The organism is Pseudomonas sp. CFBP 8772, assembly GCF_014841665.1.
Lineage (GTDB): Bacteria > Pseudomonadota > Gammaproteobacteria > Pseudomonadales > Pseudomonadaceae > Aquipseudomonas > Aquipseudomonas graminis_B.
In genome coordinates this window covers 44829-61011 of the sequence record NZ_JACYUI010000018.1, presented here as the reverse complement: position 1 = coordinate 61011, position 16183 = coordinate 44829, and the positions used below count along the sequence as shown (strand labels likewise).

Annotated in this window: 14 protein-coding genes; 2 read left to right on the top strand and 12 right to left on the bottom strand. The window is 64.2% G+C overall.

From position 1 onward, the window contains the following. Positions 1-484: transposase (locus IFT99_RS24760; protein ID WP_192135822.1), on the top strand; the 484-nt coding region annotated here is incomplete at its 5' end. 228 nt (positions 485-712) lie between these two features. On the opposite strand, the gene IFT99_RS24755 is transcribed toward IFT99_RS24760, so the two are convergent. The 12 genes from IFT99_RS24755 to IFT99_RS24700 form a co-directional block, all read right to left on the bottom strand. Beyond that, the gene (locus IFT99_RS24755) at positions 713-1795 is read right to left on the bottom strand and encodes a tartrate dehydrogenase (RefSeq protein ID WP_192135820.1); all 1083 of its coding nucleotides are present in this window, start codon (positions 1793-1795) and stop codon (positions 713-715) included. A gap of 20 nt (positions 1796-1815) precedes the next feature. Then, entirely contained in the window at positions 1816-3276 is a 1461-nt protein-coding gene (locus tag IFT99_RS24750; protein WP_192135818.1) for an NAD-dependent succinate-semialdehyde dehydrogenase, read from the bottom strand. Positions 3277-3393: 117 nt separating this feature from the next. Next, positions 3394-4563, bottom strand: coding sequence for an acetylornithine deacetylase (gene argE / locus IFT99_RS24745; protein ID WP_192135816.1), 1170 nt, complete (start codon positions 4561-4563; stop codon positions 3394-3396). After that, positions 4560-5714, bottom strand: coding sequence for an NAD(P)/FAD-dependent oxidoreductase (locus tag IFT99_RS24740; RefSeq protein WP_192135814.1), 1155 nt, complete (start codon positions 5712-5714; stop codon positions 4560-4562). Before IFT99_RS24740 ends, argE begins: the two co-directional genes overlap by 4 nt. Next, positions 5711-7102: an FAD/NAD(P)-dependent oxidoreductase gene (locus IFT99_RS24735; RefSeq protein ID WP_192135812.1), complete on the bottom strand. Its 1392-nt coding sequence runs from the start codon at positions 7100-7102 to the stop codon at positions 5711-5713. The genes IFT99_RS24740 and IFT99_RS24735 overlap by 4 nt, the downstream gene beginning before the upstream one ends. Next, a complete protein-coding gene (locus tag IFT99_RS24730) occupies positions 7084-7392 on the bottom strand; it encodes a (2Fe-2S)-binding protein (protein WP_065987223.1) in 309 nt (102 codons plus the stop codon). The genes IFT99_RS24735 and IFT99_RS24730 overlap by 19 nt, the downstream gene beginning before the upstream one ends. Next, positions 7389-9230: an ABC transporter ATP-binding protein gene (locus IFT99_RS24725; protein WP_192135810.1), complete on the bottom strand. Its 1842-nt coding sequence runs from the start codon at positions 9228-9230 to the stop codon at positions 7389-7391. The genes IFT99_RS24730 and IFT99_RS24725 overlap by 4 nt, the downstream gene beginning before the upstream one ends. Before the next feature lies 1 nt (position 9231). After that, complete coding sequence (locus tag IFT99_RS24720) at positions 9232-10107, bottom strand: ABC transporter permease (RefSeq protein ID WP_192135808.1); 876 nt, start codon at positions 10105-10107, stop codon at positions 9232-9234. Beyond that, complete coding sequence (locus IFT99_RS24715) at positions 10104-11060, bottom strand: ABC transporter permease (protein WP_065987220.1); 957 nt, start codon at positions 11058-11060, stop codon at positions 10104-10106. The genes IFT99_RS24720 and IFT99_RS24715 overlap by 4 nt, the downstream gene beginning before the upstream one ends. A 12-nt stretch (positions 11061-11072) precedes the next feature. After that, the gene (locus IFT99_RS24710; RefSeq protein ID WP_192135806.1) at positions 11073-12710 is read right to left on the bottom strand and encodes an ABC transporter substrate-binding protein; all 1638 of its coding nucleotides are present in this window, start codon (positions 12708-12710) and stop codon (positions 11073-11075) included. A 106-nt stretch (positions 12711-12816) separates the two neighbouring features. After that, positions 12817-14091 carry an NAD(P)/FAD-dependent oxidoreductase gene (locus IFT99_RS24705; protein WP_192135804.1) on the bottom strand — a complete coding sequence of 425 codons (1275 nt, stop codon included), beginning with the start codon at positions 14089-14091 and terminating at the stop codon, positions 12817-12819. A 43-nt stretch (positions 14092-14134) separates the two neighbouring features. Continuing rightward, positions 14135-14803, bottom strand: a complete 669-nt coding sequence (locus IFT99_RS24700; protein ID WP_037011693.1) for a haloacid dehalogenase type II — start codon at positions 14801-14803, stop codon at positions 14135-14137. Between the two features lie 520 nt (positions 14804-15323). Between IFT99_RS24700 and IFT99_RS24695 the strand changes: the two genes are divergently transcribed. Then, positions 15324-16175 (top strand): GNAT family N-acetyltransferase, encoded by an 852-nt coding sequence (locus tag IFT99_RS24695; protein ID WP_192135802.1) that lies wholly within the window; start codon positions 15324-15326, stop codon positions 16173-16175. Positions 16176-16183: the final 8 nt, after the last annotated feature.

Here is a 16183-nt window from a genome sequence, read left to right as displayed (position 1 = left end):
TGTACCGATCAATCGAACCATCAACAGCAAGGTCGAAGAGCCCTCGTTTTTCCGTCGGGAAGACTTCACCTATGATCGGGAAAATGATCGTTATCAATGCCCGACAGGCCATTTGCTGACGCTGGTTCAGTTGAACAAGGGAAAGCGTTTCTACCGCGCCAGCGCTGGCGCTTGTGGATCCTGTGCCCTTAAAAACCAATGCACCAAGACCAAATACCGCTCGATCACACGTCATGCCTATGAAGATGCATTTGAGCGAATGGCGCTGCGAATGCAGGCCCACCCGGAAATGGTTGAGGCTCGACGAAGCATCGTTGAGCACCCGTTTGGCAATCTCAAACAATGGATTTACGGCAATGGCCGGTTCCTGCTTCGCCAGCTCAAGGGTGCGCGAACGGAAATGGCGCTGGCGGTGAACGCCTACAACCTGAAAAGAGCGATCAACGTGCTGGGTGTGCGCCGAATGATGGAGTTACTGGCCTGAGGAAGGTCTTTTTCTTCTCTGTATAAATGGAAAATGCCCCGAGTTGATCGGGGCATTTTTTTTGGTTAGCTGCTGAGTAGCTGGTTTTCACACGGTCTGTGTGGGACCGGCTTTAGCCGGGAAGAGGCCCGCGCAATCGATATTAATTTCTCGGTGTGGCATCCGACGCCTTCCCGGCTAAAGTTGGTCCCACAAACGTCAACAGCCAGTCCTGCAGAAACCCCGGCCCTAAACCAATCTCCCGGCAATCGCCGCCCCTACGTCTTGCGTCGACCCCTTGCCGCCCAGGTCCGGGGTGATCGGGCCTTGCGCAATCACGTCTTCAATCGCCTGCAAGATACCGTCATGGGCCGCGCGGTAGCGGTCGTCGCCGTTGCCGAGGAAGTCGAGCATCAGCGCGCCGGACCAGATCATCGCGATGGGGTTGGCGATGTTTTGCCCGTAGATGTCCGGCGCGGAGCCATGCACCGGTTCGAACAACGAGGGGAAGCGCCGTTCCGGGTCAAGGTTGGCCGAGGGGGCGATGCCGATGGTGCCGGCGCACGCCGGGCCGAGGTCGGACAGGATGTCGCCGAACAGGTTCGACGCCACGACCACGTCAAATCGGTCCGGCTGCAGCACGAACCTCGCACACAGGATGTCGATGTGCTGCTTGTCCCAACTCACTTCGGGGTAGTTCGCTGCCATCAGTGCCGTGCGTTCGTCCCAGTACGGCATGCTGATGGAGATGCCGTTGGATTTGGTCGCGGCCGTCAGCTTTTTACGCGGGCGGGTCTGGGCGAGTTCGAAGGCGAATTTGAGGATGCGGTCGACGCCACGGCGGGTGAATACCGATTCCTGCAGCACGAACTCGTGTTCGGTGCCTTCGAACATCTTGCCGCCCACCGAGGAATATTCGCCCTCGGTGTTTTCCCGGATCACCACGAAGTCGATGTCCCCCGGTTTGCGGCCGGCCAGCGGACAGGGCACACCGGGGAACAGGCGCACCGGGCGGATGTTCACGTATTGGTCGAAGTCACGGCGAAACTTGAGCAGCGAACCCCACAGGGAAATGTGGTCCGGCACCTTGTCGGGCCAGCCGACGGCGCCGAAGTAGATCGCGTCATAGCCCTTGAGCTGCTCGAACCAGTCGTCGGGCATCATCTTCCCGTGGGCGAGGAAGTAGTCGCAGTGGGCCCAGTCGAGCACGTCGATGCTCAGGTTCAGTTCCCATTTCCTGGCCGCCTGTTCCAGGACCCGCAGCCCTTCCGGCAGGACTTCCTTGCCGATGCCGTCGCCCGCCATCGCGGCGATTCTGAATACCTTGCTCATGGTGCGTCCCTCGGGATGAATCAGTTCAAGCCGCCGATGTGGAAGGCTTTGACTTCAAGGTACTCGTCCAGGCCGTACTTGCTGCCCTCGCGGCCGAGGCCCGATTGTTTGATGCCGCCGAAGGGCGCGACTTCCATCGAGATGATCCCGGTGTTGAGCCCGACCATGCCGAATTCCAGCGCCTCGCCGAAGCGCCACGAGCGCTTCAGGTCCTGGGTGAAGTAGTAGGCGCCCAGCCCAAAAGGCGTTGCGTTGGCCAGCGCCAGCGCTTCGTCTTCTGTAGTAAAGCGCATCAACGGCGCCACCGGGCCGAAGGTTTCTTCATTGGCCAGCAGCATGCCGGCATGGGCGTCAGCCAGCACGGTGGGTTGCACGAACTGGCTGTCACCTGAAGGAAGCCCGCCGCAGAGCAGTTTGGCGCCTTGACTCAGCGCGTCGTCGATGTGCCGCGCCACCTTGGCGACCGCCGCCGGGTTGATCAGCGGGCCAATGGTCACGCCTTCTTCCAGACCATTGCCCACCTTGAGCTTCGCCACCTCCTCCACCAGCCGCGCGGCGAAACGGTCGTAGATGCCCGCCTGCACCAGAATGCGGTTGGCGCACACGCAGGTTTGCCCGGCGTTGCGAAACTTGCTGATCATCACACCGGCCACGGCCTGTTCCAGGTCGGCGTCGTCGAATACCACAAACGGCGCGTTGCCGCCCAGTTCCAGGCTCAGGCGCTTGATGTGCTCGGCGCTCTGGCGCATCAGCAGGCGCCCGACGGCGGTGGAGCCGGTGAAGGAAATCTTGCGCACCGCCGGGTTGCCGGTGAGTTCTTCGCCGATGCCGGCGGGCAGCCCGGTGAGGACGTTGAACACCCCAGCCGGAATGCCGACGCGCTCGGCCAGCACCGCCAGGGCGAGGGCCGACAGCGGCGTGAGGTCCGACGGTTTGACGATGATCGGGCAGCCGGCGGCCAGGGCCGGCGCGCATTTGCGAGTGATCATCGCGTTGGGGAAATTCCACGGGGTGATCGCGGCGCAGACGCCCACGGGTTGCTTGAGGGTCAGCAGCCGGCGGTCGCCACTGGGGGCCGGCATGGTTTCGCCGTAGACCCGGCGCGCTTCTTCGGCGAACCATTTGACGAAGCCGGCGCCGTAGCGGATTTCGCCCTTGGCCTCGTTCAGCGGCTTGCCCTGCTCGCAGGTCATGATCAGCGCGAGGTCGTCGAGGTGGTCAATCATTGCCTGGAACCATCGCTCCAGCAGCGCCGCACGCTCTGCCGCCGGACGCGCGCGCCATGCGGGCCAGGCACGTTCGGCGGCGTCGATGGCGCGGCGCGTGTCGACCGCGTCCATGGCCGGCACCTGGGCCAGCAGATCGCCGGTGGCGGGGTTGCGGACGTCGAGGGTGGCGCCGCTGTCGGCGGCGATCCACTCACCGTTTACGTAGGCGCGTTCAGCCAGCAGGCCGGGGTCTTGCAAGCGATTCTTGAGCATGGTCGAGTCCTGATCCGAGACAGATTCCAGTCTAGGGATCTGCCTCGAACGAGGATGCCGAAAGCGCCTTCAAACCAGCGTGCCGTGCTGAAATTCACGTCAGGACGGCAGGCTCTGCTACGCCTTCAGCGAGCTCAGCAGCCCTTGCAGAAAGCGCTCGCCGGCGTCCATCTGGCTGACCTCGATAAACTCGTCCGGCTTGTGCGCCTGCTCGATGGAACCCGGGCCGCACACCACCACCGGCACGTCGAGGCGCTGCTTGAACAGACCGCCTTCGGTGCCGAAGGAGACCTTGGTCATGCCGGTGTCCGCCGCAGCGAATTGCTTGAGGAAGCTCACCGCTTCGACGGTCGGGTGGGTGTCTAGGCCGGGGTAGACGTTGATGGTTTCGATCTCGATGGCCGCGACGCTGGAAAGCTTCTGCGCCTCACGCACGATCACTTCGGCGCGCTCGCGCATCTGCTCGATGAACTGCTCGAGGTTGTCGGCGGGCAGGTTGCGCACCTCGAAATCCAGGGTGCACAGGTTTGGCACGATGTTCAGCGCCTTGCCGCCGCTGATCTGCCCGACATGCACGGTGCTGTAGGGCACGTCGTAGTCGGTGTCCTGGGCGCCGTGTTGTTGCAGGTGTTGCTGGCTTTCACGCAGGGAGGCAATGAAGTCGCAGGCCACGTGAATGGCGTTGACCGAGCGCGGCGCCAGGGACGAATGCGCCTCCTGGCCCCGGCAATAGGTCCGGTAGGAGCCCTTGCCCTTGTGGCCCAGTACGAATTGCATGTTGGTCGGCTCGCCGATCACGCAGAGAAACGGCCGCACCGGCGCCAGGTGCAGCACGTCGAGCAAACGCCGCACGCCGACGCATCCGATCTCCTCGTCATGGGACAGGGCCAGTTGCAGCGGGCGGTTGAGTGGGCGTGTGAGTGAGTGCTCTGCCGCGTCGAGCATGGCGTCGATGGCCAGCGCGATGAAGCCCTTCATGTCGCAGCTGCCACGGCCATAGATGCGCCCGTCCTGCACAGTGGCGGCGAAGGCCGGAAAGGTCCACGCCTGCCCCGCCGCCGGCACCACGTCGGTGTGCCCGGACAGCAACACGCCGGGCTGGTCTTTCGGCCCGGTGCTGGCAAACAGGTTGGCCTTCTTGCCACTCTCGTCCTTGACGATCAGCGACTCGATGCCCTTGCTCAGCAGCAGGTCGCGAACGTAGTCGATCAGGGCCATGTTGGACTCCGACGACACCGTTTCGAAGGCCATCAGCCGTTTCAGAATATCGAGAACGCGGGGTTTCATGAGGCGTGGCTCCGTTGCGCAGCAGGAAAGGCAAAACGTCTGATGGAGAATGCCTCGATCGGGGTCGTGGTGCGACCGGTGTCGAGCAGTTCGGCCATCACGTCACCGACGCCGGGGCCGAGCTGAAAGCCGTGGCCGCAGAAGCCGAAGGCGTAGAACAAGCCGTCGACGGTGCCGCTGGGGCCCATGATCGGCAGCGAATCCGGCAGGTAGCCTTCGATGCCGCTCCACACGCGGATGATGTTCAGGTTTCCAACGCCCGGCAGCAGCCGGCGCATCTGTTCGGCCTGATTGAGGATGCTGCGCGGCTCGACAGCGGCACGACGGTTGAGCATGTCGGGCTTGCTGCGAAAGCCGCCGCCGATGACGATGTTGCCACGGGGAATCTGGCGGAAGTAGATCACCTCTTCGGCGATCTTGGTGTACACGCCGATCACCGTCGGCAAGGCGTAGGGCACCGGCTCCGTAACCGCCATCTGCGGGCCGTGGGTGTCCAGCGGCACCGGCTCGCCAAACTGCGCCGAGAGCTTCTGGCCCCAGGCGCCGGCGGTAATCAGCAGCTGCGCGGCGTGGAACTGACGGCCGTCGGTGGTGGTGACGTGAAAGTCTCCGCCGACCTTCTCGACCTCGGCCACTTCCGTACGCTCTTCGATCTGCGCGCCCAGACGTCGGGCCGCGCGGGCAAAGGCTGGCGCAGCGAGGCGTGGGTTGGCGTGGCCGTCGTGGGGGGCGTAAGAGCCGCCTTTGACATCAGCGCCGAGAAAACCAAAGCGCTCGTGCAGCTCGGCGCCACGGTAGATTTTCAGGCCCAGTTGTTCGGCTTCCGGCGCAGCGGCGTAGGCCTCCAGCTCGGCGATTTCGTCTTCGCGGTAACACACGCGCATGTGCCCGCTGGGGATGAATTCGAGGTCGTCGTCGATCAGTTCCGGCAGGCGTTTCCACAGCGCCCACGAGCGGTTGGCCAGGGCCAGTTGGCCGAGAAAACGCCCTTGCCGGCGCACGTTGCCAAAGTTGACGCCGCTGGCGTACTGGCCGATTTGGTCGCGCTCCAGCAGGATCACCGACTGCCCGCGCCGACGCAGAAAAAACGCCGTGGCTGAGCCCATCAAGCCGCCACCGACAATCACCACATCTGCTTTTTGCACGCTCATGGCGACACCTCCTCGATGAGCATCGACAACGGTTTGACCGGCGCCTGCCCGCGCTGGCGACCGACTTCCTGCACCTGCACGCCGGCTTCTGCGGCGATCACTTCAGCCCCCGCCTGCGAGCAATAACGCCCCTGGCAGCGGCCCATGCCGACCCGGCTGAAAGCCTTGGCGCGGTTGACTTCACAGGCGCCCTTCTCGTTGACCGTACGGCGCAATTCGCCCGCCGTGATCATCTCGCAGCGGCACACGATGGCGCTGTCGGGCAACGCCTTGGCCTGCTCAGCGGGCCACGGAAACGCTTCGGCCAGGCCCAGACGAAACTGGTCCATCACCGCCAGCGTCTGCTGCTGTTCATCGCGCAGTCCGGCATTGAAGGGTTGCTTGAGGTCTTCGAGCAGTGCCAGTGCCACTCGGCGCCCGGCGTGCTCGGCGGCATCGGCGCCGCGAATCTTCGCCCCGTCGCCGGCGGCATAGACGCCGTTCACCGAGGTCCGACCGGCCTCGTCCGTCGCCAGCCACCATTGGCTGGAGGCTTCATCGAAGGCCATGGCGCAACCGGCCAGATCACCGAGCTGGGTTTCCGGGCGCAAGTGATAACCCAGCGCGACGGCGTCGGCCTGCACGGTCACGGCCTTGCCACTACCGGTGGTGAAGCGCACGCCTGCCACGCCATTGGCGGCATCGCCCAGTACCTCTAACGGCTTGACGCCGAAATGCGCGGGCACTTTCGCCCGGTACAGCTGCGCCAGAAATTTCATGCCAGTCCACAGCAAACCCGGTCGCGCCAACAGTTTGGGCAGGGCTTTGAGGCGCAGGCTGAAGGGCGAGGTATCAAGAACCGCCGCCACAGTCGCGCCGGCTTTGACGTACTGGCTGGCGACCAGGTACAGCAAGGGCCCGCTGCCCATGAACACCACGCGATGGCCGATGGACACGGCCTGATTCTTTAACGCGATCTGCGCCCCTCCCAGGCTGTAGGTGCCTGCCAGTTGCCAGCCTTCGATGGGCATCAGGCGGTCGGTGGCGCCGGTGCAGAGGATCAGCGCGTCGTAGTCCAGCGTGCTGTGGCGGCCCTGATTGGCGCAGCACAATTGCCCCGGCGTGAGGTTCCAGACCAGGGTGTCGGGCCGGTAATCGATGGCGCCGCGCAGACGATCGAAGGTCTGGTGAAGGTCTTTGGCCTTGTCGGCTTCGCTGCCATACAAGGTGCTGTAATCGCGGGTGAAACCGTCCGGCTGGCGGCGGTAGATCTGCCCGCCGTCGCGGCGGTTTTCGTCCACCAGAATCGGTTTGATGCCGGCCGCCAGCAAGGTGTCGGCGCAGCGCACGCCGGCCGGGCCCGCACCGACGATGACGACGCGATGGGTGCTCAGCTGTGCAGTGGCCATGTCGCCTCCGGTTGTGTGGTGACGATGTCCAGGCCGTCGCGGACTTCGTTGGAGCAGGCGCGCAGGCGTTCACCGCTGCGGGTCCAGACCCAGCAGTCCTGGCACGCGCCCATCAGACAGAAACCGGCGCGGCGGCCGCTGTCGAATTCCGACTGGCGCAGCGCGGTGCCCTGGGTCAGCAACGCCACCATCAGCGTGTCGCCCTGCAACGCTTCGACCGGCGCGCCATCCACGGTCAGGTTGACCGTCGGCCGGCCTTGTTCGGCCAGCCTCAAAAAACGCCCTTTCATGCATACGCTCCAAAGCTTGTGGGGGTAACGCCGCGCTGGGTCGCCAGCAGGTCGGCGGCGTCGCGGTGGCAAAGGATTTCGCTGCCGTTGTCCAGGGTGCGACGGTTCGGCGCGGTGCGGTTGCACAGGCCGTCGATGCGCATCGGACAACGGTTGAGAAAGGTGCACAGCTCCGGCAGGTTGGCCCGCTCGCCTATCGGCGGCAGCTCGCCATGGGTGGCGCCGCAGGTTTCCAGCCAGCCCTGACGCAGTTCCGGCACCGAGTGGATCAACAGGTCGGTGTAGGGATGGTACGGCGCTTCAGCAAAGGATTCGCGGCGGCCGGCGTGGACTTTGTGGCCGCTGTACATCACCACGATGTCATCGCACAGCGCGCGCACGGTGGAGATGTCGTGGCTGATGAACAGGTAGGACACGCCCAGTTGCTGGCGCAGGTCGCGGAGCAGTTCGAGGATCGCCGCGCCGACCACGGTGTCGAGGGCCGAGGTCACTTCATCGCAGAGAATCAGGTCCGGCTTGGCTGCCAGCGCACGGGCCAGATTGACCCGCTGCTTCTGCCCGCCCGACAGTTCATTGGGTCGGCGATCAGCCATGTCTCGCGGCAGGCGCACCAGGTCGAGCAGCTCACCGATGCGCGCCTGCAACGCTGCGCCCTTGAGGCCGAAGTACATCTTCAGCGGACGGCTGAGGATGGTCGCCACGCTGTGCATCGGATTGAGCGCGGTGTCGGCGTTCTGGAAGACCATCTGAATCCGGCGAAACTGCTCCGGCGTGCGCTCGGACAGGCTCCCGCCCAAGGGCTGGCCGTCGAAGGTCAGGCCGCCAAGGGCCGGGGTCAGCAGCCCCGCCACCACCCGCGCCAGGGTGGATTTTCCCGAGCCGGACTCACCGATCACGCCAATCGCCTGGCCCCGCCGCACGGTGAGGTCGATGTCTTCCAGCACGCGAATCGCCGGCATGCCGTGCAGGTTTTTGTTGCCGTAGCCGGCGGTCAAGCCGGTGATGGTCAGCAGCGGCGCCTCTTCAGCAACGCCACAGGGCGGGCGAATCCGCGTGTCAGGACGCGCGGCGGCGAGCAGGCTGCGGGTGTATTCGTGGGCCGGTGCCTTGAGCAGCGGCGCGGTGGCGCTTCTTTCGAGAATTTGCCCGCCGTTGAGCACGACAATCTGGTCGGCCATCTGCGCCACCACGGCGAGGTCGTGGGACACGTAGACCGCCGTGGCGCCGCGCTCACGCACCACACGCTTGAACGCCCGCAGCACGTCGATCTGGGTGGTGACGTCCAGGGCGGTGGTCGGTTCGTCGAGCACCACCAGCAGCGGGTCGCTGATCAGCGCCATCGCAGCCATCACCCGTTGCAGTTGCCCGCCGGAGACTTGGTGCGGGTAGCGACGGCCAATGCGTTCCGGGTTCGGCAGGGCCAGGTCGCGGAACAGGCCGATGGCCTTGGCTTCCAGTTCGGCGCGGGTGCCGAGGCCATGGATCAGCGGCCCTTCGACCACTTGGTCGAGAAGTTTTTTCGCCGGATTAAAGGCGGCCGCCGCGCTCTGGGCAACGTACGAAACGCGATTGCCGCGCAAACCCTGAAGCTGTGTTTCGTCAAGGGCGAGCATGTCGTGTTCGCCGACCTGCACCACGCCGCCGGACAAGCGGCAGCCCCGTCGCGCATACCCGAGCAAGGCCAGGGCGATCGTGGTCTTGCCGGAGCCGGACTCGCCGATCAGAGCCAGCACTTCGCCCTTCTCCAGGGCAAAACTCACGCCCTTGACGATCTCCACTTCGCTGCCCGGATCACCGGCCACCACGCGCAAGTCTTCGACGCGAATCAACTGGGTCATATCAATGGCCTCCTGCGCGTCGACCGCGTCGCGATGACAGGTAGTCGATCAGCAAATTGACGCCGATGGTCAGCGTGCCGATGGCCAGCGCCGGAATGATGATCGCCATCGCGCCCTGATTGAGGCCGCCGATGTTTTCCCGCACCAGCGAGCCAAGGTCGGCGTCCGGCGGCTGCACGCCGAGGCCCAGAAAACTAATGCCGCTGAGCAACAGCACGATGTAGCCGAAACGCAGGCCGAGGTCGGTCAGCACCGGGTTAAGCATGTTCGGCAGGATTTCCCGGCACGCGACGTACAGCTTGCCTTCGCCCCGGGTGCGCGCCACTTGCACGTATTCCAGCGCCTCGATATTGACCGCCATGCTGCGGGCCACACGGAACGAACCGGGGATGTAGCTGATCACCGCCGTGCAGATCAGCAGCGTGACCGACGAGCCAAAGGCCGAGACCATGATCAGCGCGAGCATTTTGCTGGGGATCGAGATGAACGCGTCCATGATGCGGCTGATGATTTCGTCCAGCCATTTTGGCGAGACCACCGACAGCAGCGCGCAGCCGGTGCCGAAGAAGCTGGCCAACAGCGCCGCCACCAGCGACAGCCCGACGGTGAAGCGCGCGCCCACCAGCACCCGGCTGAGCATGTCGCGGCCCAGGTAATCGGTGCCGAACGGATGCGCCAGGCTGAAGCCTTCGAAGATGTTGTCGGAGATCACTTCGCCGACCGGGTGCGGCGCCAGCCACGGGCCGAACAGCGCCACCAGCAGCCAGATCACACAGACGGCAGCGCCGACCAGTCCCAGCCAGGACGGGTTGCCGGAGACCTTGGCCAGTGCCAGGGCCGAAGACGCAGGCCTGGATTTCGCAATGAGCGGGTTCATTGGTTTCTCAGCCTCGGGTTGGAGAGGATGGCGCAGAGGTCGGCGAGCAACACCAACGCCAAATAGGCCGCGCAGAACAGCATGGTGCAGGCTTGCACCAGGGCCATGTCGCGGTTGGTCACGGCATCGACCATCAGGCTGGCAATGCCGGGGTAGTTGAAGATGGTTTCGACGATCACCACCCCGCCGAGCAGGTACGACAGGCTCAGGGCGATGGCGTTGGCAATCGGCCCGATCGCGTTGGGCAAGGCGTGGCGCAGCACGATGCGGATCGGGCTGACGCCTTTAAGGCGGGCCATTTCCACGTACGGGCTGTCGAGTTGGTCAATGACGGCGGCGCGGGTCATGCGCGCCATCTGCGCGACGATCACGCAGCACAGGGTCATCACCGGTAACGCGTAGGTGCGCAAAAACTGCAGCGGCGAAGTGATGTCGGTGGCGTAGGACAGCGCCGACAGCCAACCGAGGTTGACCGCAAAAATCAGCACCGCCAGGGTCGCCACCAGAAACTCCGGCACCGCGACCATGGCCAGGGTGATGAAGCTCAGGCAGCTGTCGATGCGCCCGCCCCTGCCCATGGCCGAACCGATGCCGAGGATCAGCGCCAGCGGCACCGACACCAGCGCCGTGGCGGCCGCCAGCATCAGCGTGTTCGGCACCCGGCCGGCCATCAGCTCGCCCACCGGCATGGCGTTGGACACCGACTGGCCCATGTCGCCGGTCAGCAGGTTCATCAACCAGTGCAGATAGCGCAACACGCCGGGTTGATCCAGCCCCAGTTTCAGGCGAAGCGCCGCCACCTGTTCAGGGGTGGCGAACTGGCCGAGGGATTGCTGCGCCGCGTCGCCCGGCAGCACGGCCGTGATCGCGAACACGACCATGGACACGATCAACAGGGTCACGACCCCGGCACCGAGGCGCCGGCAGATCAACCACAGCGTATGGCTATTCATTGCACTGCCTCCTCAAGCGTCCAGCCACACCTGCTCGGCGAACATGTAGCCCATGAAGCCGCCCAACGGGTTGGAGTCGTAGCCCTTGATGCGCTGGTCGACGCCGTCGATGTTGCTGATGAACACCGGCACGCCGATGCCGCAGTGATCGTGCACCAGGGTCTGCATGTCGCCGTACATCTTGGCGCGCTTGGCGTCGTCGGTTTCGCCCCGGGCCAGCATCAGCAACTGGTCGAACTGATCGTTCTGCCAGCCGGACTCGTTCCACGGCGCCTTGGACTGGAAGAACTGCGAGAACATCACGTCGGCGTTCGGTCGCGGGTTGATGTTGCCGAAGCTCAACGGGTGCTTCATCCAGTGGTTGGACCAGTAGCCGTCGCTGGGCAGGCGGTTGACGTCCAGCTTGAGGCCGGCCTGTTTCGCCGATTGCTGCAGCAGAACGGCGATGTCCACGGAACCGGTCGCGGCAGGCGACGCCATGACGGGCATGGTGATGCTTTCCATGCCGGCTTTCTTCAGCAGGAACTTGGCTTTTTCCGGGTCGTAGACTGTCTGCGGCAGCTCGGTGTTGAAGTACCGCGAACCCGGCGCAATAGGGTGATCGTTGCCGACCACGGCGAAGCCACGGAAGACGGCGGACTTGACCTGTTCGCGGTCCAGCAGCAGTTTCATCGCCTGGGTGAATTCCGGGCTTTTGCCGGGGAGCTGGTCCTGGCGAATGATCAAGTCGGTGTAGTTACCCGACGGTGCGTCGACGACGCGGTGTTTCGGGCTGGCGGCAATGCGCGTGGTGGAGCGCGGGTTGACCTCGTTGATCATGTGCACGTCGCCCGACAACAGCGCGTTGACCCGCGACGGTTCGTCGGCGATGGCGATGAATTCGATCTCGTCGAGGTACGGCAGGCCCGGCTTCCAGTAGTTCTTGTTGCGCACCGCCACCGAACGCACACCCGGCTTGAACTCGCCGACGGTGAACGGACCGGTGCCGATGCCTTTGTTGAAGTCGGTGGTGCCCTCCGGAACGATTAGCAGGTGCGACACGGCGAGAATGGACGGCAGTTCGGCGTTCGCGGCGCTGAGGCGAATCTGCACTTCGTTCGGGCCGGAGGCCTTGATTTCGGCGAACTGTTCCATCAGCGGCATGACTTTGGAACCGGTGAGCGGGTCCTTGTGGCGGCTGAGGGAGAACACCACGTCGGCGGCGCTGAGGCTTTTGCGGTTGTGGAAGGTCACGTCCTTGCGCAGCGTAATGGTCCACAGCGTGGCGTCAACGTTGTCGATGCGCTCGGCCAGTTCCAGCTGCGGCACCAAGTGCTTATCAAAACGGGTCAGGCCGTTGTAGAACATGTAGTGACGGGCATAGTCGGTGGACAGCGCGCCCTTGGCCGGGTCGAGGGTGTCGGCGGTGGAACTCGACATGCCGGCCACACGAATCTTGCCGCCCGGCTTGCCTTTGCCGCCGGCGGTGGCTTCTTCGGCGAACAGTTTGCCGGCGCTGCCAAACAGGCTGCCCGCCCCCGCTGCGGCGACGCCGGCCAGGCCGAGCATCTGCAAGGCGTTGCGCCGCGACATGCCGCGATTGAGGCCTTCGAATACCCGCAGGCTGTCTGGGCCGGAGATAAGCTCGGGGGTGTCTTTGTGGTCAGTCATATCAAGGCTACCTGTCGATGATCGGGATATTCGAGTGCTCACGGATGTCCGGAGCGTCCTGGAAACGCAGACGACGGTGACGCTACAGCGGCGACTTAGTGCGGCTTCAGTGCAGATAGTCCTGCAAGCGGTAGTACGCGCCCACGAACGGCAAAAACCAGGGCTTGCCGAAGTGCCCGGGGATCGCCGGCCATTCCAGTTCACGCCACGGATTGGCCGCCGCGTTGCCGGCCATGACCTCGGCCATGACCTGGCCCATGTGCACGGACATCTGCACGCCATGGCCGCTGTAGCCCATGGAATGGAACACGCCGCCGTGCTGGCCGGCGCGGGGCAGACGGTCGGACGTCATGTCCACCAGGCCGCCCCAGCAGTAATCGATTTTCACGTTGGCCAACGCCGGGAACATGTTCAGCATCGCCGCCCGCAGCACCTTGCCGCTCTTGGCGTCGGACACGCCGTCGGACATGGCAAACCGTGCACGGCCGCCAAACAGCAGGCGGTTGTCCGGGGTCAGGCGGAAGTAATTGCCGATCATGCGGCTGGTCACGTACGCCCGATGCTGCGGCAATAACTCGTCGATCAGCGCTTGGGGCAAGACTTCCGTGGCGATGACAAAACTGCCCACCGGCACGATTCGCCGGCGATACCAGCCGAGGTCACCGTGCTGGCAAGCGCCGGTCGCCAGCAACACTTGCCCGGCGTGCAGCGAGCCCTTGGCGGTGTTGACCTGATAACCGCCGGCCTGGGGCTTCCAGTCCTTGACCGGGGTGTGTTCGTAGACCATTGCGCCGCTCCGGGCAGCCGCTTCCGCCAGGCCGACACCAAAGCGGCCGACGTGCATCTGCACGCCATTGCGCTGCAACAACGCACCATGGAATTGCGTCGAGTTGACCTCGGCACGGGTTTGCTCGGCATTCAGCAGCTCGACATCGGCGTCCACCTCCCGGCGGATGAGCTCGCAGGTGCGTGCCAGGCCTTCGTAATGCAGGGGTTTGGCCGCCAGCTTGAGCTTGCCGTTGCGCACCAGGTCGCAGGCAATCTTTTCCTGCTCGACCAGCGACACCACTGTTTGCACCGCGCGTTCATAGGCCTGGTAATAGGCACGCGCCTTGGCCGTACCGAGACTGGCGTGCAGACCGGCGTAGTCCTGCGCCACGCCGGTGTTGCACTGCCCGCCGTTGCGCCCCGAGGCTTCGCCGATCACGCGACCGGCGTCCAGCACGACCACGCTGGCACCCTTGAGCGCCAACGCTCGCGCTGCGGACAGGCCGGTGAACCCGCCGCCGATCACCGCCACGTCGACCTGACCGGGCAAGCCGCCGAGTTGGGCACCGGTGAAGGCCGGTGCGGTGTCGAGCCAATAGGATTCACTGCCCATCTTTAACCCCTTATGTCTTAACCGGCATGCCGCAGCGTTTGACTTACAGGCCCACCAGCGCCGGCAGCCCGCCGATGTCGGTGATCTGCTGGTACTCGAAGAACGCGTTCGCCGGCACTTCATGACCACGGGCCACGAACGCCTTGTGCTTGATCTTCATGTCGTGGGCCGACATCAGGTCGTAACGGAAGCTCGAAGACACATGCAAGATGTCTTCCGGGCCGCAGCCGAGGTTGTCAAGCATGAACTCGAACGCGGCCAGACGCGGCTTGTAGGCCTGGGCCTGTTCGGCGGTGAAGACCTTGTGGAACGGCGCGCCGAGCTTGTCGACGTTGGACATGATCTGGCTGTCGCTGGCGTTGGAGAAGATCACCAGGGGAATCTTGTCGGCGATCTTCGACAAACCCGCCGGCACGTCGGCATGGGGGCCCCAGGTCGGCACCGCGTCGTAATACAGCTGGCCTTCATCGCGGTACTCGACGCCCCAACGTTTGCAGGTTCGGGCCAGGGCAGTCTTGAGGATGACGTCATACGGCTGCCAGTCGCCCATGACTTGGTCGAGGCGATAGGCCGAAAAGTCTTTGACGAACTGGTCCATCTGTTCAGGCTTGACGCGGTCGGCGAAGAGCTCGCGGGTCATGGTGCCCATGTGAAAGTTGGTGAGCGTGCCGTAGCAGTCGAACGTGATGAATTTGGGACGAAGAAAGCTCATGGAGTGCGGTCCTGAAGTCAGTTGAGTGTGGCAAGCGTTCGCGGCCCTGACGGCGCGGCGGCCTCGTTGCAGCACAGCTTCATTACATCACTGTGAAATCAGCATATGCCGTCTAAAACGCCCCGTGCTCAATACAAACCACCGTTTTGGTGGCTGGCCTCAGCAGAGTTTGCGGTGCGCGCCAGCCTTGGGCAGGACCAGTGTTTGTGCGCTTTTAGGGGGCTTTTGTGATGAGGAGGCTCAAGGATGCGGGGTTGAAGCGGCAGAAAGTATGGCGTGGGGATCTTGAGTGCACTGATCGTTCCCTCGCTCCGCGTGGGAACGATCATCGGGGCTGAAACGATAAAATCCACCCTTGGCATTTGCTGCCGCCCTCGCCCCGGATTTAAGTACGAAGTAGGGTCGCGTCCCTCGGCGCGGGACGAATCTGCCGAATATCCCGAGCCCTCTTGTCAGCCCTTTAATCAGGTGGGATACAGGGCGCCAGTGCCACTTGAATACTGCATAACGGAGCCTCGCCATGTCCGCCCTGCCACACCCTTCTTATACCTACCGCCCAATGACCGTGGCCGACCTGACCGCCGCCCATGACCTGTCGGTGCAACTGAAATGGCCCCATCGCCTGGACGACTGGGCGATGTTGCACCGGGTCAGCGACGGTTTCGTGGTCATGGATGGCAAACGTCTGATTGGCAGCGCCTTTGTCTGCCCTCAAGGTGATTTCGCCACCATCGGCCTGGTGATCGTCAGCAACGATTATCAGGGCCAGGGCATTGGTCGCCGCTTGATGGAGAGGGCCCTCGCCGCGTGCGAGCCGCGCACGCCGATCCTCAATGCCACCGTCGCCGGCAAGCCGTTGTATGCCAGCCAGGGTTTTGTTGAGTTTGGTCGGGTGCAGCAGCATCAGGGCCAAGCGCAGGTGCCGGCGCTTGATGAGCTCGCCGACGGCGAAATCTGCCGAGCCCTTGGCGCTGACGATCAGACCGCCCTGCTCAACCTCGCCAGGAGCGCCAGCGGCCTCGACCGCCGCGATGTGTTGCGTGACCTGCAAGTCGAGCACGCCGTGGGCATCGAACGTGACGGTCAGCTGCGCGGTTTCGCCCTGCTGCGTCCCTTCGGGCGTGGGCGCTGCATTGGGCCGGTGGTGGCGGAAAACATCCAGCAGGCCAAACACCTGATCGCCGTCTTGCTGGCACAGGTGCCTGACACCTTTGTGCGCATCGACATCCCCGTGTCCTGCGGCCTGAGCGACTGGCTCGAAGCCGCGGGCCTGAAGAACGTCGACACCGTGGTGCAGATGGCGCTGGGCACCCCACCCGAGGCCAGCCAGGGCGTCCAACCTTTTGCGCTGATCACCCAGGCGATCGGCTGACTTTGCTG